The organism is Citrobacter sp. R-1.5.2, from assembly GCF_035064245.1.
Lineage (GTDB): Bacteria > Pseudomonadota > Gammaproteobacteria > Enterobacterales > Enterobacteriaceae > Citrobacter.
Map to the genome: position 1 here is coordinate 183,115 of NZ_JASEYC010000004.1, position 18,743 is coordinate 201,857.

The following is an 18,743-nucleotide window of genomic DNA, read 5'->3' on the forward strand; positions in this document are numbered from 1 at the left end:
TCTGCAATAAATACAACTTTCATCCTCTAGGAAGTTGTGAGTCTTAGTGATAACGTGGCCTTTATTTGGTTAAGGGAATACGAAAATGAAAAATCTCATCACTGAGTTGTTACTTAAGCTCGCCCAAAAAGAAGAAGAGTCGCAAGACCTGGCCGCACAAGTCGCAACGTTAGAGCGGGTCATCATGGAAATGCTGCGCAACATGGCAGCAAATGAGCAGCAAACACTGATTCGTCAAATAGAAGGTGCGCTGGCAGGGGTAAGTCAAATGCCCGCATTTCTAACGACGATGCAAAGTGCTGGCGAGAACTTACCCAAAACGTGTTGAGATATCTGCAGATACTGATCCACGAATTATCATAAAAGTGTCACATCAAATACTTATAGTCGCTTTGTTTTAATTTTACCGTATTTGTACATGGAGAAAATAAAGTGAAACAAAGCGCGCTCGCTATTGCCCTGTTACCCTTGCTGTTTACCTCGGTTATTTATGCAGAAACATCTACCGTAGTGGTTATGGATAATCGTGCCGCACAGGGAGATATCACCACTCCGGGTGGCGCACGTCGATTAACGACTGATCAAACGGCAGCACTACGAGATTCTCTGAGCGATAAACCAGCCAAAAATATTATTTTATTGATCGGCGATGGTATGGGGGACTCGGAAATTACCGCTGCGCGAAATTATGCTGAAGGCGCGGGTGGTTTTTTTAAAGGTATTGATGCGTTACCCCTGACCGGACAATACACGCACTACGCGTTGGATAAAAAAACGGGTAAACCTGACTATGTGACCGATTCTGCAGCTTCTGCGACGGCATGGACGACCGGGGTTAAAACATATAATGGTGCGCTGGGCGTTGATATTCACGAAAAAGATCACGCCACTATTCTGGAAATGGCTAAAGCTGCCGGTCTGGCGACAGGCAACGTATCCACTGCTGAATTGCAGGATGCCACCCCCGCCGCGCTGGTTGCGCATGTGACGTCGCGTAAATGTTACGGTCCGAGCGTCACCGCTGAGAAATGCCCGACGAATGCGCTGGAAAAAGGCGGTAAAGGGTCAATCACCGAGCAATTATTGAATGCCCGTGCTGATGTTACGCTGGGCGGCGGGGCAAAAACCTTTGCTGAGACTGCTGCAGCGGGCGAGTGGCAGGGTAAAACGCTGCGTGAACAGGCTCAAACTCGTGGTTATCAGATGGTCAGTGATACCGCGACGCTGGCAGCCATTACCGAAGCGAATCAGGATAAACCGCTGTTAGGCTTGTTCTCTGACGGCAACATGCCGGTACGCTGGGAAGGGCCAAAAGCGTCTTACCACGGTAATCTTGATAAGCCAGTCGTGACCTGTACGCCAAATCCAAAACGTAACGACACGGTGCCAACGCTTGCCCAGATGACGGATAAAGCGATTGAGCTATTGAGCAAGAATGAAAAAGGCTTTTTCCTGCAGGTAGAAGGCGCGTCCATCGATAAGCAGGATCACGCCGCAAACCCGTGCGGTCAGATTGGTGAAACGGTCGATCTGGATGAAGCCGTACAGCGCGCGCTGGCCTTCGCGAAGAAAGACGGCAACACGCTGGTCGTCGTGACCGCTGACCACGCGCATGCCAGCCAGATTGTTGCGCCAGACGCCAAAGCCCCAGGCCTGACTCAGGCGCTGAATACCAAAGATGGCGCGGTGATGGTTATCAGCTATGGTAACTCGGAAGAGGAATCACAGGAGCATACCGGCAGCCAACTGCGTATTGCTGCCTATGGCCCGCATGCGGCGAATGTGGTTGGCCTGACCGACCAGACCGACCTGTTTTACACGATGAAAGCGGCGTTAGGGCTGAAGTAACCTGCTATTTGGTCACTTAATTTTAAAAATGAGGTGGCTATTTCTGCGTCAGCAACCAGACTTACTACACGTCATCCTTCAAGCAGCCAACATCGAGGTCGCTTGAAAGGTGACGTGTAGAGTGAATACTCACAACAGGATGGTGCTATGAAAATAACATTGCTCGTTACCCTATTATTTGGCCTGGTTTTCTTAACTACTGTCGGCGCTGCCGAGAAGACGTTAACCCCGCAACAACAGCGTATGACCACCTGCAACCAGCAGGCGACGGCGCAGACCTTAAAAGGGGATGCCCGGAAGACATATATGAGTGATTGCCTGAAAAACAGTAAGTCTGCGCCTGATGAAAAGAGTCTGACGCCGCAGCAGCAGAAAATGCGTGAATGCAACGTTCAGGCAACAGAGCAGTCACTGAAAGGCGATGATCGTAAAAAATTTATGAGCGCTTGCCTGAAAAAAGCTGCGTAATACATACGGGTGAGCGGATAAAATCGCTCACCCGAAATATCATACTTCCGCCACCAGACCCCTTTCTATAATTTGGGAAATTTGTTTCAGAATATTCCCAAATACGATGAATGATGAAAACTTTTATCAAAAGAAGGCCGTACCGAATGAAGCATTTATATCGCTTCATCAAAACGACCACCAACGTTCCGGTCTGCGATTTGCCCGACGGATAAGACTGCCTCGCGCAGTCGGGCTGGGGGGAATGTTTTTCCCCATCGCGTCGGTATTAGTCTCGCAACCCATAACCGGAGGTTGGTGGCTATTACTGGTGGGATGGGCGTTTGTCTGGCCACACCTGGCGTGGCAGTTGGCGAGCAAAGCGGAAGATCCGCTGTACAGTGAATTTACGAATATTAAGGCCGATGCGATCCTCGCTGGCATGTGGGTGGGGATCATGGGGGCAAACCTGCTGCCATCCACGGCGCTGCTGATGATTATCTGCATCAACCTGATGGGCGCAGGTGGGGTGCGATTATTCATCGCTGGCGTCGTGTTGATGGTGGTTTCATGCCTGGTGACGCTACAGTTAACGGATATTCCGGTCGTGTTTAGCAGTACGCAACTGAGCGTGCTGTTGTCGCTGCCGGTACTGGTGATTTATCCGCTGCTGTTTGCCTGGGTTAGCTACCAGACGGTGATCAAATTGGCGGAGCATAAACGCCGCTTGCAGGTAATGAGTACGCGGGATGGAATGACCGGAGTTTATAATCGGCGTCATTGGGAGCTACTGCTGCGCAATGAATTTGATAATTGCCGTCGTCAGCAACGTGATGCCACGCTGCTTATTATCGATATCGACCATTTTAAGAGCATCAATGATACCTGGGGTCATGACGTTGGGGATCAGGCGATTGTTGCGCTGACGCGTCAGTTGCAAATGACGCTGCGCGGCAGTGATGTGATTGGGCGTTTTGGTGGTGATGAGTTTGCGGTAATTATGTGCGGTACACCTGCAGCCAGCGCAATCGCGGCGATGTCGCGCGTCCATGAAAGACTTAGCCAGTTACGCTTGTCCTGTGCTCCGCAAGTAGCCCTGCGGATTAGCGTCGGTGTTGCTCCGCTGACTTCTGAAACAGAGCACTATCGGGAATGGTTGAAGTCAGCGGATATGGCGCTTTACAAAGCAAAGAATGCCGGACGTAACCGTACTGAAGCGGCGGCCTGACGTCCGACTTGCACTCAGGATTTGCTGAGTTTCTCTGATTGTTCCATGCACTTAACCATCGCTTCGATGACTGACGAACGGAAGCCGCGTTCTTCGAGGACGCGCACTGCCTCAATGGTGGTTCCGCCAGGCGAGCACACCATATCTTTCAGTTCTCCGGGATGTTTACCCGTTTCCAGTACCATCTTCGCCGATCCCATGACCGCCTGTGCCGCGAATTTATAGGCTTGTGCGCGTGGCATGCCGCCCTGAACGGCGGCATCCGCCATGGCTTCGATAAACATAAACACATATGCCGGGGCTGAACCGCTGACGCCAACGACCGGGTGAATCATCGATTCTGCAATGACTTCGGCTTCGCCAAAGCAGCGGAAAATATTTAACACATCAGCAGTATCTTCCGGTGTTACCAGCGCATTTGGGGTGACGGACGTCATTCCTGCATTGACCAGTGACGGCGTGTTAGGCATTGCGCGGATAATTTTACGGTCATGACCCAGTGCGCGGGCGAGCTGATCGAGAGTGACGCCCGCTGCAATGGATACCACCAGGGAATCTTTGTTCAGGCTGGAGGTGATTTCACTCAGCACCTTAATCATGATACCAGGCTTCACGGCGCCAAAGACAATATCTGCGATCTGCGCGACTTCTTGTGCGGACTGCGCCGCATTTATGCCGTACTGATCGTGCAGTGCTGCGACTTTATCGGGAGAGGGGGTATAGACCCAGATTTGTCCGGGGAGTACCTGGCCGCTGGCGATCAGGCCGCCAAGAATCGCTTTACCCATATTACCGCAGCCGATAAAACCAATTTTCTTGTCCATCTTGTCACTCCCTATGCGTGATATTCATTGTTTTATACCCGTTATTCTTCAATTCACTTGAATTATTTAGGGTAAATCTGGGAAAGCTAAGCTTAGCGCGGAATGAAGGCGTTCAGAAGGAGAAACAGCGCTTTGCCTGAAAGTAAAAGCACGAGACAATGTGCAATTGCACATGTGTCTGGAGGTGTTATGACGATTTGGGTGGATGCGGATGCGTGTCCGAATGTGATTAAAGACATTTTATATCGGGCTTCCGAGCGAATGCAGATGCCGCTCATTTTGGTCGCCAATCAGAGTTTGCGCGTTCCGCCTTCGCGTTTTATCCGCACCTTACGTGTTCCGGCTGGGTTTGATGTCGCCGATAACGAAATTGTGCGCCAGTGCAGCGCGGGAGACCTGGTTGTCACGGCGGATATTCCGCTGGCCTCTGAAGTCATTGAAAAAGGCGCTGCGGCACTCAACCCACGTGGTGAACGCTATACCGAGGCGACGATTCGTGAACGCCTGACGATGCGTGATTTTATGGATACGCTGCGCGCCAGCGGGATCCAGACCGGGGGGCCTGACAGCCTTTCACCGCGTGACAGGCAACATTTTGCGGCTGAACTGGACAAGTGGTGGCTGGAAGTTCAACGTAGAAAATAATAACTGTAATTTATTTTTTACACTTTCTTCGTTGTGACTTCTTGTTATAGTAGGGTTTAATCGATTTTATCGCTTTGTTGGAATTAATTCTTTACGCTTTGGCGATGTACTAGTTTGATGGTATGATTATAACTTTAACAGCATCAGATCCCGCTTACCTGCGGTTCTCTGGGGAACTTCTGTGATGACACAACCGCTTTATCTTGTTGGCCCCCGGGGGTGTGGTAAGACGACAACCGGTATGGCGCTGGCGAAAGCCATCGACTTTCAGTTCGTTGATACCGATCGCTGGTTGCAATCACACGTGCAGATGACCGTGGCTGAAATTGTTGAAAGAGAAGGATGGGAAGGTTTTCGTGCCCAGGAAACGACCGCCTTGCAGGCCGTTACGGCCCCCTCAACCGTCGTGGCGACCGGCGGCGGTATTATTCTTACTGAATATAATCGTCACTACATGCGTAGTCACGGCATGGTCATCTATTTAAATGCACCGGTATCGGTACTGGTAAACCGCCTGGAAGTGGCGCCTGAGGAAGGATTGCGCCCGACGTTAACCGGCAAGCCATTAACCGAAGAAGTGCAGGAAGTTCTTGAGCAGCGCGATGCGCTGTATCGTGAAGCGGCGCATTATATTGTTGATGCGACGAATGAACCTTCGCAGGTTGTGGCCGATATTCTTGCGATACTGTCGCAAGCCCGGTCACGGCTACAGGGCGGAGCTTATTGTTAAGGGCTGCCCGATATAGACCGACCTTTCCACTCCATTCCGGGCGCGCAGACAAATTATCTGTCCTCTGCCAGAGCGTGCCTGTATCACAATTTTCGAACCTCCCGGTATACCGCGGAAAGTGAAAATTAAGCGATAACAATATAGTACTGGAATGATTTGGAATCTTTACACTATGCATCGCCGATCTGCTGCTACGCTTTTGAGCATTTGTAGCGCAGGTCAGCACCCGGCATTTGTCCGGAAATTCACGGCAAAGTAAGAAGACGGTGGAGCAACAAATGAGTACGTCGTTGGCTATCCTCACGATTGGTGTTGTGCCGATCTGTGAGGTGTTACCGCTCCTGACGGAATATATCGATGAACAACACATTACTCACCACAGCCTGCTGGGACAGATGCGGCGAGAAGATGTGATGGCCGAGTATGCGGTCTCGCCCGGCGAAGATTTGTTATTAACGCTGCTGAGCGACCATCAACTGGCTCATGTCTCGCGCCAGAAAGTCGAGCGTGATTTGCAAAGTATTGTTGAAGTGCTGGATAACCAGGGTTTTGACGTTATTTTGCTGATGAGCACGGCCTCAATTACTCGTCTGACGGCCCGCAATAGTATCCTGCTGGAGCCTTTACGAATTATTCCTCCCCTGGTGGCTTCAATTGTGGAAGGGCATCAGGTTGGGGTGATTGTGCCGGTCGCCGAATTGCTCCAGGCCCAGGAACAAAAATGGCAGGTGCTACAGACGCCTCCTGTCTATGCCGTGGCAAACCCGATTCACGGTTCTGAGCAACAGCTGATTGATGCAGGAAAAGATCTGCTTGAGCAGGGGGCGGATGTGATCATGCTGGATTGTTTGGGGTTTAACCAACGCCATCGTGATTTACTGCAAAAGTCGCTGGATGTCCCGGTTCTTCTGTCTAACGTACTGATTGCCCGACTGGCATCCGAGTTGCTCGCTTAATTTTGCGTGACAGCTACAACGTCAGGCCCCTATATTGGTTATCAACTTAATCACGAGATAGGGCCAGTTGTATGCTTCAAAGTAATGAATACTTTTCCGGCAAAGTAAAATCGATTGGTTTTACCAGCAGCAGTACTGGCCGCGCCAGCGTTGGCGTTATGGCGGAAGGTGAATACACCTTTGGTACGGCGGCACCTGAAGAGATGACGGTGGTAAGCGGTGCGTTAAATGTGTTACTGCCGGGGGAAACTGAGTGGAAAGTGTATGCCGCAGGGGACGTGTTTAACGTACCGGGCAACAGCGAATTTCATCTGCAAGTGGCAGAGCCAACATCCTATCTTTGCCGCTATTTGTAATTGTTTAGTGCCTGATAGTACTCACTTATCTGGCCTACGCCTATTGTAGGCCAGATAAGTCGTAAGGGGTGACATCGGGCAATACGACGTCACTCAGCGCTGTGCTTCGCCGCCTAAACCTTCCACCAGGCTTTTAATCAACGCGGCCAGTTCACCCGTCATCAGGATGAAATCGGCATCAAAACGTTGAGCATAGTCTTCACGGTCGATGTCTTCATTTTGATCGCGCAGTTCATCGCTGAACTTCAGACGCTTAATGGAACCGTCGTCGCACATGACAAACTGAATACGCTGCTGCCAGTCGAGCGCCAGCTTGGTGACCAGTTTGCCTGCTTCGATGTGTACGGCAATTTCATCGCAAACCAGATCCTGTTTCTTCGCGCGGATCACGCCACCATCTTCCAGCATCGCTTTCAGTTCGGCTTCATCCAGTAACTGGAAACCTTGCGCCGTCGTGCCGGAACGGACCCATTCGGTCAGCGTCAGTTCGATTGGGTTTTCCATCGTCAACGGGACAACCGGCAGTGAACCGAGGCTTTTACGCAGCAGTGCCAGCGTGTCCTCTGCTTTCTTTGCGCTGGCACAGTCGACAATGATCAGGTCATTGACGGTGTCGATCCACATCATTGTCTGGCTGAAGCGGCTAAAGGCGCGCGGCAGCAATGAGTGCAACACTTCATCTTTCAGCGAGTCTTTTTCGGTCTTTTTGAGCTTGCGACCCTGCTCAGCTTCCAGTTTGGCTATTTTTGCTTCCAGCGCCTGTTTGATAACCGGCGACGGCAGAATTTTTTCTTCTTTGCGGGCGCAGATAATAATTTGGCCATTGGCGGTATGCGTTAATGCATCGCTGTGCGATCCCATCGGCGGCACCCAGCCCATTTTTGCCATATCCTGGCTACCGCAAGGGGTGAACGTCATTGATGCCAGCTGTTTTTCCATCTCTTCGGCACGCAAAGAAACATCGCGGCTAAGACGGTAAACCATTAAATTTTTGAACCACAGCATGATAATTTCCACGGCCTTGTCGTTAAATCCAGCGGGCATGATAGCGAATTGTCGCTATGCTTGCATTGTTAATCGGGAAGAGGAGTAAACCGTGCGTATAGGTATCGATTTAGGCGGTACGAAAACGGAAGTTATCGCGCTTGGCGATGCGGGTGAGCAGCTTTTTCGCTATCGCCTGCCGACGCCGCGTGATGATTATCGGCAAACCATAGAAACCATCGCCGCGCTGGTGGAGATGGCGGAAAAAGCTACCGGGAAGACGGGCACCGTGGGGATGGGCATTCCCGGTTCAATTTCGCCTTATACCGGGGTGGTGAAAAATGCCAACTCGACCTGGCTCAATGGACAACCCTTTGACAAAGACCTGAGTACGCGACTGAACCGTGAGGTCCGCCTGGCAAACGATGCTAACTGCCTGGCGGTGTCTGAAGCGGTCGATGGCGCAGCCGCGGGGGCGCAGACCGTGTTTGCGGTGATAATTGGTACCGGCTGTGGTTCCGGCGTGGCGCTCAATGGCCGGGCGCATACCGGTGGGAATGGCACGGCGGGCGAGTGGGGGCATAATCCACTGCCGTGGATGGATGATGATGAGTTGCGCTATCGACAAGAGGTGCCTTGCTATTGCGGTAAACAAGGCTGCATTGAAACCTTTATCTCAGGGACGGGTTTTGCCACTGATTATCATCGCCTGAGCGGAAATCCGCTAAAAGGCAGTGAAATTATCCGTCTGGTAAACGAACAGGATGCACTGGCGGAACAGGCGCTGAGCCGATATGAATTACGCCTGGCGAAATCGTTAGCGCATGTGGTGAATATTCTCGATCCGGATGTCATTGTGCTGGGCGGGGGAATGAGCAATGTCGACAGGCTGTACCAAAACGTTCCGTCACTGATTAAGCAGTTTGTTTTTGGTGGTGAGTGTGAAACGCCTCTGCGCAAGGCGTTACACGGTGACTCCAGTGGTGTGCGCGGCGCGGCCTGGCTGTGGTCGCAGGCATAAACGTTTACGTCGCGGGTGCAACCTGTTGCACACCGCGCTTCAGACGACCATAGATCAGCAGTGATGACATCGCGGAAAAAGACAGTAGAGCCGCAGGGATCGTGACGTAGTTGTAGGCAAAGCCCAGCGTCAACATTAAGCCGCCGAAGTAAGCGCCAATTGCGCTACCCAGATTAAAGGCCATTTGCCCTCCGGCCGCGCCCAGCAGTTCACCGCCCTTTGCGTTTTGCAGCAGTAAAATTTGCAGCGGTGCTGATAGCGCAAATAGCCCTGCACAACAAATAAAGGCAAACGTCAGCGAGGCGGCTTTGATGCCGCCGAATGCAAACAGCAGCAGCAGGGCCACTACAATCACAAAATCGGTTACTACCGCAATGCGTAGCGGCGTGTAGCGACCAGACAGTCGTCCGCTCAGCAAGTTGCCCAACACCATCCCCAGCCCAACCAGCATCATGATGAAAGTCATCAGCGTTTCGGAGAAACCAGAGATGTACATCATGTAGGGTTTTACGTAGCTGAACCAGGCAAAAACACCGGCGTTCCCAAACATGGTGGCGGAGAAAATGAGCCACGGTGCGGGACTTTTCAGAAAGTGAAATTGCTCGCGTAGCCTGCCTTTTGCTTCGTCGCGGAGGTTGGGTACCCAAAACATAACCGACAGAATAACGGCGATGTTAAACACGGCAATCAGCAGGAACGTGTAGCGCCAGCTAAACGTCTGACTCAGCCAGGTGCCAACGGGAATGCCAATCAGATTGGCGACGGTCATGCCGGAAATCATACCCGCTACGGCAGCGGTGACTTTACCAGGACGCGCCAGCTTTGACAGGATAATCGCGCCGACGCCAAAAAATGCCCCGTGTGGAAACCCGGAGACCAGCCGACCTACCGCCAGCATAAAATAGCTGGAAGAGAGGGTGAAGATGGCGTTACCGACCACACACAGCGTGACCAGAAACAGCAGAATATGCTTGAGCGAAAAACGATTGGAAAACACGGCAATAATGGGGGCGCCGATGACAACGCCAAAGGCGTAAAACGAAATCATATGGCCAGCATCGGGAATGGAAATGCCCACGTCACGCGCCAGTTCGGTTAATACGCCCATAATGCCAAACTCGGCCATGCCCAGCCCAAACGTCCCGAGAGCTAAAGAGAAAATGACTTTTTTCATACTACCTGCCAACAATAAAGACGCAGGATGTGCGCCACAGCGTCGAATGCTCGCCGCCAATAAAGGGATAGCTTGCGGATAAGAAAAAGGGATTGCCATTTCATATCCGTCTTTGTGTATTCACGATCGTGCTATGTATTATGCCGGATGATGCTTACGCATATCCGGCCCGTGAAACCACATCCGTTGGTTGATTACTCCACCGCAAACATCTTATCGAGTTTGCTGTAACCTAATCCGTTGATTTTTTTAACCTTGATCTGCACGGGAATACGTTCTTTCATCGCTTCGACGTGGCTTATTACGCCAATGGTTTTGCCTGTGGCGTTCAGGGCATCCAGCGCGTCGAGGGCGGTATCCAGCGTTTCGCTATCCAGCGTGCCAAAGCCTTCATCGAGGAACAGGGAGTCAATGCGTGTTTTGTGACTGACCAGGTCGGACAGCGCCAGCGCCAGCGCCAGGCTCACGAGGAAGCTCTCGCCGCCGGAGAGCGTGCGGGTATCACGCACGGCATCGGCCTGCCAGGTATCCACCACTTCGAGTTCCAGCGCCTCACTGGCCTTGCGTTGCAACAGGTAGCGGCCGTGCAGGCGGGTCAGCTGATTGTTGGCCAACCAGACCAGGTTATCCAGCGTCAGTCCCTGGGCAAATTTGCGGAATTTATCACCTTCTTTCGAGCCGATCAGCGCATTCAGGTAGCCCCAGTCTTCGACCTGCAGTGAGGCCTTTTCAATCTCTTGCATCAGGGTCTGCTGCTGCTGGCGGTTTTCGGCATCCTGCCTGAGCTGCTGGCGAATTTCGCCCTGGCGCGTAGTGTTGTCCCGCAGTTGTTGCGTGAGCTGTGCCAGTGCATCGCGAAGATAGTCCACGGTGAGTGTGAGATCCGCGCCGACAGGCGGTTGCTGCTGATGCGTTGCCAGCGCCTGCTGAGCCTGGTTAAGCAGCGTTTGCGCTTGTTGTAGCTGGCCTTCCAGCGACTGCTTAAGCTGCTCAAGATGGTTAAATGCTTCTTCATCCAGCAGGGCGGCAAGGAAGGCGTCGCGATCGTCAAAAACACTGGCCTGCAATGCGCTATCAAACTGTGCCTGAATTTCTGCTGCGCGTTGCGCTTCCTGGGCTTCCTGCTGTTGCAACGACTGCCATTGGCCCTGTAATGAGAGGCAGTCATCGTGCACCTGCCGCCAGTTTTCCAGCGCCAGGCTTTCTGTTGTTTCTTCATTTGTGCCGGTTTCGGGCAATGTTTCCAGCAATGGTACAAGCTGTGCCATTTTCGCCTGGAGCTCGGTCAGCTCATTTTGGCGACGTTGCCACACCTGCGCTTCGCCCGCACGTGCGTTAAGCCAGGCGGTGATCTCGCCATCGGCAGGAAGTGACAGACCGTAGCGGGCTAATTCAGCCAGAAGCGTCGTCTGCCGCTGTTCAATATGCTGCTGAAGCTGGATTATCTGTTCGGAATGCGCAGTAATTTGTGCCTGCAGGGCATGACGCAGGCTCAACTGGTGAAGCTGTTGTTCGTGTTCCTCCTGGGCTGCAAGCCAGGGGGCGATATCATCCTGCGGTTGTAACGTTATGTTCAGACGGGTAGTCAGCGCCTGCCACTCTTGAGTAAGTGCTTGCTCCTCCTGAGAAAGCGTCTGTACCTCGCGTTCATCGCGCTGTAGCTGTTGGGTTATCGCGTCGAGCTGTCCGCGTAGCGTTGACCCCTCATCGGCCAGCGTTTTGACCTCTTTTTCTAATGCCTCACGCCGCGCCTGATTGACGCTCAGTTCGAGAGTCTGATAGTGCTCAATGGCCGGATGCGTCGTGGAGCCACAAAGCGGACAAGGCTGTCCGGATTGCAGTAAAGCACGCTGGCTTTCCAGATCTTTAATCCGTGCTTCCTGCTCGCAGAGCGTTTTTACATCAGTCAGATGCTGATTTTTATCTTTATAACGCTGACGTTTTTCGGCCAGGGCCGCGTTGCGTTGCGCTTGCTCCTGCTGGCGCTGCTGAATTGCGGTACGTAGCTGTACCAGCTGTTTTTGTTTCGGCGCAATTTGTCCATGCAGATTGCTCAGTTGCTGGCGTATTGGGCGCAACTGTGAGTGCTGCGCCAGCGCTACCGTGACCTCTTGCGCGCTAAGGGCCAGCGAGGGAAGCGGCAGTGCATCCAGCTTGCGCACATCGCTGTCGCGGAGTTTTTGCCACTGACGTAACTGCTCGTTAGCGTCAGATTGCTGTGCCAATAGCGCTTTCCATCCCGCCAGTTCGCTGCTCCATAAGCGGAAACGGTCATGTTCGTTCAGCCAGTCGGTTAGCGTCTGCTGTTCGGTGAGCAGGGTTGTCGACTGTTTTTGTGCCTGCTGACGGATGCGCCCACGCAGCGCTAAGCTGCTTTGTAAGCGAGCATTCACTTCCTGAATATTCTGTCGTGTTCGGCTGAGCGTGGCGGATTGTTCCTGAATTCGCTCCCAGTACGGACGCAACGCTCTGGCGGGATGTGCCAGGCTAAGTGTCGCCAACTGCGGTTGTGCTTTTTCTTGCGCCTCTTTTGCGGTCTGTAAGGCTTGCTGGTGGCGGCTTACTTCTGCCTGTAGCTCATTTTGTCGGATGAGCCAATTGAGATGCTGTTGCTGGATTTGCTGACGGGTAAGATGCTGTTTCTCTTCGTCAGTAAGTACCTGCAAACTTTCTGTCAGGGACTGTACCTGCTCTGCGGCGAGCAGGGCAACACCGCTGGCCTGCGCCTGTAGCTTTTCCAGCTCTGTGCGCGCCGCTTTATGTTTTTCGAACACCATGGCGGAGATTTGTCCATAAATCTCGGTCCCCGTCAGTTCTTCCAATAGCTCGGCGCGTTCTTTCGGTTTGGCATTGAGAAAAGCCGCGAACTGCCCCTGAGACAGCAACATAGAACGGGTAAAGCGTCCGTAGTCCAGACCAGTAAGTTCGGCGGTCATTTCCAGCTTGTCTTTAACTTTATCGGCGAGAATTTTGCCATCCGCGCAGCGAGCCAGTTCGACACGCGGAACCTGCAGGTTACCTTCTGGTTGATTGCGCGCGCGGTTCTGACTCCAGAATGCACGATAGGCTTCGCCTCTGACCTCGAATTCAACTTCGGCCAGACATTCCGCCGTGTCGCGGGTCATCAGGTCATTTTGCGACTGCGATACGGTATTGAGTCGTGGTGTTTCGTGGTACAGCGCGAGGCAAATGGCGTCCAGCAGGGTGGTCTTTCCGGCACCGGTTGGACCGGTGATAGCAAACAGCCCGTTGCTGGCAAAAGGCTCTGCCGTGAAATCAACTTTCCATTCCCCTTTCAGGGAGTTGAGGTTTTTCAGACGCAGGCTGAGAATTTTCATGCTTCGGTCTCCCCGGCGAGCGTGTGTAAGGTTCTGCTAAACAGGTGATTCAGACGCTCACGCTGTGGATCGTCGAGTTCTTCCAGTGCCAGACGGCGGTCAAACACCTCCGTCACGCTCAATTCACTCAACGTTTCGCGCCGTTCATTGGCCATGATGCGCTCGCGTTGTTCACGACTACGCCGCACCAATAAGACTTCTACCGGTAAATCCTCGGTCAGGGCCTGGATTTTGCGCTGCATATCGTGCAGATAGTCATCGGTCGCGATTTCTATATCTAGCCACACCGGCGGTTCATGATGCGTGCCACGCCATTGTTCCAGCTGTGCGCTAATTGTCGCTAAATCGCCTTTCAACACTGCAAGCTGTTGGGTTACTGGCACGATGAGGTTTTCAACGGCGCTCAGCTTACCGTTTTCAAAGCTCACCAGGTGGACACATTTGCTTTTGCCGCACTCGTCAAAACTGAGTGCAATTGGCGAGCCACAATAGCGAATATGTTCTGTACCGCCGATGACCTGTGCCCGGTGAATATGTCCCAGCGCGATGTAATCCGCTGGTGGGAAGTTTTGTGCCGGAAAAGCATCCAGCGTCCCAATATAAATATCACGTACGGCGTCACTTTTACTGGCGCCGACGGTGGTCAGATGCCCTGTCGCAATAATCGGCAGATTCTGCTCGCCACGCAGCGCGCAGGCGTCCTGATATTGCTGTTGGTAATAGTCGGTGATTGCACCTAATAAATGCTGCTGTTTTTCGTGACCGGTTAGCCCCGCCTGGCTGGTAATGATGTCACGTGGGCGTAAAAAAGGAACCGGACAGAGGATTGCGCCCGGCGTGCCGTCGCGTTGAGGGAGCACTTGCGGCGTGTGGCCCGCGCTGGCCACAACGGTGGTATTGAGGAACGCCAGAATATCGCGGGATTCATTGAGTGTGGCAACGGAGTCATGGTTTCCTGCCAGCACGACCAGATGACAGCCCGTTTGCTGTAGATTGACAACAAAACGGTTATACAGCTCGCGGGCGTAGCTTGGCGGTGAACCGGTATCAAAAATATCACCTGCCACAATAATGGCATCCACCTGATGGGATTGTGCCGTTTCCAGCAGCCAGTCGAGAAAGGCCTGGTGTTCAGCGGCGCGGCTCTTGCTGTAGAAATTTTGGCCCAGATGCCAGTCAGACGTGTGGAGGATGCGCATAAGAGTTCCATGACAAAAAAACGATGGCGGAGATTATAACCTTGCAAGGGCGGTAATATCTTGTTTCCGGGCTGTCATAATTCGCCTGGCTGCGTTAAACCTGGACTATCTTTTCATAAATCTGTCATAAAAGTGACGCATAATGCCACGGTATTGATGGCAAACGATTTAATTATAAACAGGGCAAATCATGGCGAGACGTATTCTGGTCGTAGAAGATGAAGCTCCAATTCGTGAAATGGTCTGCTTCGTGCTCGAGCAAAACGGTTTTCAACCCGTAGAAGCCGAAGACTATGACAGTGCTGTGAACCAACTTAATGAACCCTGGCCGGATCTCGTCCTGCTTGACTGGATGCTTCCCGGCGGCTCGGGTCTACAGTTTATTAAACACCTCAAGCGGGAAGCGATGACGAGGGATATCCCCGTGATGATGCTGACGGCGCGCGGTGAAGAAGAAGACCGTGTGCGGGGTCTGGAAACCGGCGCGGATGACTATATTACTAAGCCGTTCTCTCCGAAGGAGCTGGTGGCGCGTATTAAAGCCGTCTTACGACGTATTTCCCCCATGGCGGTGGAAGAGGTTATCGAGATGCAAGGGCTGAGTCTTGACCCTACCTCGCACCGTGTGATGACCGGTGAGGACCCGCTGGATATGGGGCCTACCGAATTCAAATTGCTCCATTTCTTTATGACCCATCCTGAGCGTGTCTACAGCCGCGAGCAATTACTCAATCATGTGTGGGGAACCAACGTATATGTCGAGGACCGGACGGTCGATGTGCATATTCGCCGGTTGCGTAAAGCGCTGGAGCATAGCGGACACGATCGTATGGTGCAGACGGTACGCGGGACGGGATATCGCTTTTCGACCCGCTTCTGAGTGCAGGTAATAAGAGCCTGAGGGATTAGGCTGTAAATGGAGTAAGACGTTTGCTTGAACGATTGTCATGGAAAAGGCTGGTACTGGAGCTGATCCTTTGCTGCATACCGGCGTTTATCCTTAGCGCTTTTTTTGGTTATCTACCCTGGTTTTTACTGGCGTCGGTAACGGGCCTGCTTATTTGGCATTTCTGGAATTTATTGCGTTTGTCCTGGTGGCTGTGGGTCGACAGGAGTATGACGCCTCCACCGGGTCGTGGCAGTTGGGAGCCACTGCTCTACGGCCTGCATCAAATGCAGTTGCGTAACAAAAAGCGCCGTCGCGAATTGGGCAACCTCATTAAACGCTTTCGCAGCGGTGCCGAATCTCTGCCTGACGCAGTGGTACTGACCACTGAAGAAGGCGGGATTTTCTGGTGTAACGGACTGGCACAGCAGGTTTTAGGGTTACGCTGGCCGGATGATAGCGGGCAAAACATTCTTAACCTGCTGCGCTATCCGGAATTTACGCTGTATCTGAAAACACGCGACTTTAGTCGGCCAATTAATCTGGTACTCAACACCGGACGGCATCTGGAAATTCGTGTAATGCCCTACACCGATAAGCAATTGCTGATGGTGGCGCGTGATGTTACGCAGATGCACCAGTTGGAAGGTTCCCGACGTAACTTTTTCGCCAACGCCAGCCATGAGCTGCGCACGCCGCTGACGGTGTTGCAAGGTTATCTGGAGATGATGCAGGAGCACCCGCTGGAAGGGACGACGCGAGAAAAAGCGCTGCATACCATGCGTGAGCAAACCTACCGTATGGAAGGGCTGGTGAAGCAGTTGCTGACACTGTCGAAAATTGAAGCCGCACCGGCGATGATGCTCAATGAAAAGGTGGATGTGCCGATGATGCTGCGCGTGGTTGAACACGAAGCACAGACGCTGAGCCAGCATAAACACACGTTTACTTTTGACGTTGATAGCCAACTGAATGTGCGGGGCAACGAAGAACAACTGCGTAGCGCAATCTCAAACCTCGTGTATAACGCAGTGAATCACACGCCTGCGGGAACGCATATTACCGTACGCTGGCAGCATGTGGCGTCGGGAGCGGAGTTTAGCGTGGAAGATAACGGTCCGGGGATTGCTGCTGAGCATATTCCACGTCTGACTGAGCGTTTTTATCGTGTAGATAAAGCACGATCCCGACAAACGGGGGGGAGCGGATTAGGACTGGCGATTGTGAAGCATGCCCTGCATCATCACGACAGCCGTTTGAATATCGACAGCACCCCAGGCAAAGGGACACGATTTAGTTTTGTGCTCGCGGAACGTTTAATTGCCAAAAATAACGGTTGAAACGTATTCGTAAGCTTATCTTTCCAAAAGCCAGCGCAAGCTGGCTTTTTTTGTTGTAGTCAATAAATAGATCCTGAATTTTACGACGTTTGATTGTTTTTTGTTCGCATGATTACCCATGTCTTTTTCCAGGGAATGGTGTTTTGTGCTAGCTCAGTTTTTCATATCGCTATATTGTTCTGGTTTTTAGATCCCACCTTGCTTTAAAACGTTATAAGCGTTTAAATTGCGCATCAAATGCTGTCATACCGACTGCATTTACGCGGTAAATCGAAAAACTATTCTTCGCCGCGCCAGGCAGGGAGAATTTCCCGCTGGAATTGCTTAAAAATGCCGCTGTATCATCCCGCAGGGAAAGGCAGAAAATTAAACGTTTTCAACACCACATCCACAGGCAGTAAGACTTTATGACCCATCAGTTAAAATCGCGCGATATTATCGCTCTGGGATTTATGACATTTGCACTGTTCGTTGGTGCAGGTAACATTATTTTCCCCCCAATGGTTGGTTTGCAGGCAGGCGAACACGTCTGGACCGCAGCCTTTGGCTTCCTGATTACCGCCGTAGGCCTTCCGGTACTTACCGTGGTCGCACTGGCGAAAGTGGGCGGCGGCGTGGACAGCCTGAGCACACCTATTGGTAAAGTTGCCGGTCTGCTGCTGGCTACCGTCTGCTATCTGGCCGTGGGGCCATTATTCGCCACGCCGCGTACTGCAACGGTTTCGTTCGAAGTTGGGATTGCGCCGCTGACCGGTGATTCCGCGCTGCCGCTGTTTATCTACAGCGTGGTGTACTTCGCGATTGTGATTCTGGTGTCACTGTATCCCGGCAAACTGCTGGATACCGTGGGCAACTTCCTTGCTCCGTTGAAAATTCTGGCACTGGTTGTGCTTTCCGTGGCGGCGATTGTCTGGCCTGCGGGTCCGATCAGCAATGCAATGGAAGCCTATCAAAACGCAGCATTCTCGAATGGTTTTGTGAACGGCTATCTGACGATGGATACGCTGGGTGCGATGGTATTTGGTATTGTTATTGTGAACGCAGCTCGTTCGCGTGGCGTTACCGAAGCGCGTCTGTTGACCCGTTACACCGTCTGGGCGGGTCTGATGGCGGGCGTGGGGTTAACGCTGCTGTACCTCGCGTTGTTCCGCCTGGGTTCAGACAGTGCGACGCTGGTTGATCAATCTGCTAACGGTGCGGCAATTCTGCATGCGTATGTTCAGCATACCTTCGGTGGTGCAGGCAGTTTCCTGCTGGCGGCGTTGATTTTCATCGCTTGTCTGGTCACTGCGGTTGGCCTGACCTGTGCGTGCGCTGAGTTCTTCGCACAGTATGTTCCACTGTCTTATCGTACGCTGGTGTTTATCCTTGGCGGCTTCTCGATGGTGGTCTCTAACCTGGGTCTGAGCCATCTGATTCAGATCTCTATTCCGGTGCTGACGGCTATCTATCCGCCATGTATCGCACTGGTTGTATTAAGCTTTACCCGCTCATGGTGGCATAATTCTTCCCGCGTCATTGCACCTGCGATGTTTATCAGCCTGATTTTTGGTATCCTTGATGGCATTAAAGCTTCTGCAATTGGCGATGTCTTACCAGCCTGGACCCAGCGTTTACCGCTGGCAGAACAAGGGCTGGCGTGGTTGATGCCAACAGTCGTGATGGTGGTCCTGGCCGTTATCTGGGATCGCGCAGCGGGTCGACAAGTGACCTCCAGCGCACACTAATATCACTGACAATAAGTTTTAACCACGGGGCTATTAATAT

The 18,743-nt window shown here is 52.4% G+C and carries 17 protein-coding genes; 12 read left to right on the plus strand and 5 right to left on the minus strand.

The window, feature by feature from the left end; genetic code table 11:
• Positions 1-85: 85 nt before the first annotated feature.
• The 4 genes from QMN38_RS10080 to adrA all read left to right on the plus strand — a co-directional run bounded on the left by QMN38_RS10080 (position 86) and on the right by adrA (position 3,523).
• Positions 86-328, plus strand: a complete 243-nt coding sequence (locus QMN38_RS10080) for a sigma-S stabilization anti-adapter protein IraP (RefSeq protein WP_271441109.1) — start codon at positions 86-88, stop codon at positions 326-328.
• A 104-nt stretch (positions 329-432) separates the two neighbouring features.
• Positions 433-1,848 (plus strand): alkaline phosphatase, encoded by a 1,416-nt coding sequence (gene phoA, locus QMN38_RS10085; RefSeq protein ID WP_323604995.1) that lies wholly within the window; start codon positions 433-435, stop codon positions 1,846-1,848.
• 147 nt (positions 1,849-1,995) lie between these two features.
• Entirely contained in the window at positions 1,996-2,316 is a 321-nt protein-coding gene (psiF, locus tag QMN38_RS10090; protein WP_048212462.1) for a phosphate starvation-inducible protein PsiF, read from the plus strand.
• A 91-nt stretch (positions 2,317-2,407) separates the two neighbouring features.
• Positions 2,408-3,523 carry a diguanylate cyclase AdrA gene (adrA, locus tag QMN38_RS10095; protein WP_137384661.1) on the plus strand — a complete coding sequence of 372 codons (1,116 nt, stop codon included), beginning with the start codon at positions 2,408-2,410 and terminating at the stop codon, positions 3,521-3,523.
• A gap of 14 nt (positions 3,524-3,537) precedes the next feature.
• Here the strand turns inward: adrA and proC are convergent, their stop codons facing one another.
• Entirely contained in the window at positions 3,538-4,347 is an 810-nt protein-coding gene (gene proC / locus QMN38_RS10100) for a pyrroline-5-carboxylate reductase (RefSeq protein ID WP_048212460.1), read from the minus strand.
• A 189-nt stretch (positions 4,348-4,536) separates the two neighbouring features.
• Between proC and QMN38_RS10105 the strand changes: the two genes are divergently transcribed.
• The 4 genes from QMN38_RS10105 (at position 4,537) to ppnP (ending at position 7,034) form a co-directional block, all read left to right on the plus strand.
• The gene (locus QMN38_RS10105; protein WP_101741820.1) at positions 4,537-4,992 is read left to right on the plus strand and encodes a YaiI/YqxD family protein; all 456 of its coding nucleotides are present in this window, start codon (positions 4,537-4,539) and stop codon (positions 4,990-4,992) included.
• 184 nt (positions 4,993-5,176) lie between these two features.
• Entirely contained in the window at positions 5,177-5,722 is a 546-nt protein-coding gene (aroL, locus tag QMN38_RS10110) for a shikimate kinase AroL (RefSeq protein WP_137384660.1), read from the plus strand.
• Positions 5,723-6,000: 278 nt separating this feature from the next.
• Complete coding sequence (locus QMN38_RS10115; protein ID WP_323604996.1) at positions 6,001-6,678, plus strand: AroM family protein; 678 nt, start codon at positions 6,001-6,003, stop codon at positions 6,676-6,678.
• Between the two features lie 71 nt (positions 6,679-6,749).
• Positions 6,750-7,034 carry a pyrimidine/purine nucleoside phosphorylase gene (ppnP, locus tag QMN38_RS10120; protein WP_003021477.1) on the plus strand — a complete coding sequence of 95 codons (285 nt, stop codon included), beginning with the start codon at positions 6,750-6,752 and terminating at the stop codon, positions 7,032-7,034.
• Between the two features lie 93 nt (positions 7,035-7,127).
• On the opposite strand, the gene rdgC is transcribed toward ppnP, so the two are convergent.
• Positions 7,128-8,039 carry a recombination-associated protein RdgC gene (rdgC, locus tag QMN38_RS10125; protein ID WP_137384658.1) on the minus strand — a complete coding sequence of 304 codons (912 nt, stop codon included), beginning with the start codon at positions 8,037-8,039 and terminating at the stop codon, positions 7,128-7,130.
• Positions 8,040-8,130: 91 nt separating this feature from the next.
• Here rdgC and mak point away from each other — a divergent pair, with 91 nt between their 5' ends.
• Entirely contained in the window at positions 8,131-9,039 is a 909-nt protein-coding gene (gene mak / locus QMN38_RS10130; protein ID WP_323604997.1) for a fructokinase, read from the plus strand.
• Positions 9,040-9,043: 4 nt separating this feature from the next.
• Here mak and araJ read toward each other — a convergent pair whose 3' ends face one another.
• From araJ to sbcD, 3 genes are all read right to left on the minus strand, one after another.
• Complete coding sequence (gene araJ, locus QMN38_RS10135; RefSeq protein WP_137384707.1) at positions 9,044-10,213, minus strand: MFS transporter AraJ; 1,170 nt, start codon at positions 10,211-10,213, stop codon at positions 9,044-9,046.
• Between the two features lie 194 nt (positions 10,214-10,407).
• Complete coding sequence (sbcC, locus tag QMN38_RS10140; RefSeq protein ID WP_323604998.1) at positions 10,408-13,551, minus strand: exonuclease subunit SbcC; 3,144 nt, start codon at positions 13,549-13,551, stop codon at positions 10,408-10,410.
• Positions 13,548-14,750 carry an exonuclease subunit SbcD gene (sbcD, locus tag QMN38_RS10145; protein WP_323604999.1) on the minus strand — a complete coding sequence of 401 codons (1,203 nt, stop codon included), beginning with the start codon at positions 14,748-14,750 and terminating at the stop codon, positions 13,548-13,550. Before sbcD ends, sbcC begins: the two co-directional genes overlap by 4 nt.
• Positions 14,751-14,940: 190 nt before the next feature.
• Here sbcD and phoB point away from each other — a divergent pair, with 190 nt between their 5' ends.
• From phoB to brnQ, 3 genes are all read left to right on the plus strand, one after another.
• A complete protein-coding gene (gene phoB, locus QMN38_RS10150) occupies positions 14,941-15,630 on the plus strand; it encodes a phosphate response regulator transcription factor PhoB (RefSeq protein WP_003021496.1) in 690 nt (229 codons plus the stop codon).
• Positions 15,631-15,680: 50 nt separating this feature from the next.
• Complete coding sequence (gene phoR, locus QMN38_RS10155; protein ID WP_137384654.1) at positions 15,681-16,976, plus strand: phosphate regulon sensor histidine kinase PhoR; 1,296 nt, start codon at positions 15,681-15,683, stop codon at positions 16,974-16,976.
• Positions 16,977-17,383: 407 nt separating this feature from the next.
• Positions 17,384-18,703, plus strand: a complete 1,320-nt coding sequence (brnQ, locus tag QMN38_RS10160) for a branched-chain amino acid transporter carrier protein BrnQ (protein WP_040232748.1) — start codon at positions 17,384-17,386, stop codon at positions 18,701-18,703.
• Positions 18,704-18,743: the final 40 nt, after the last annotated feature.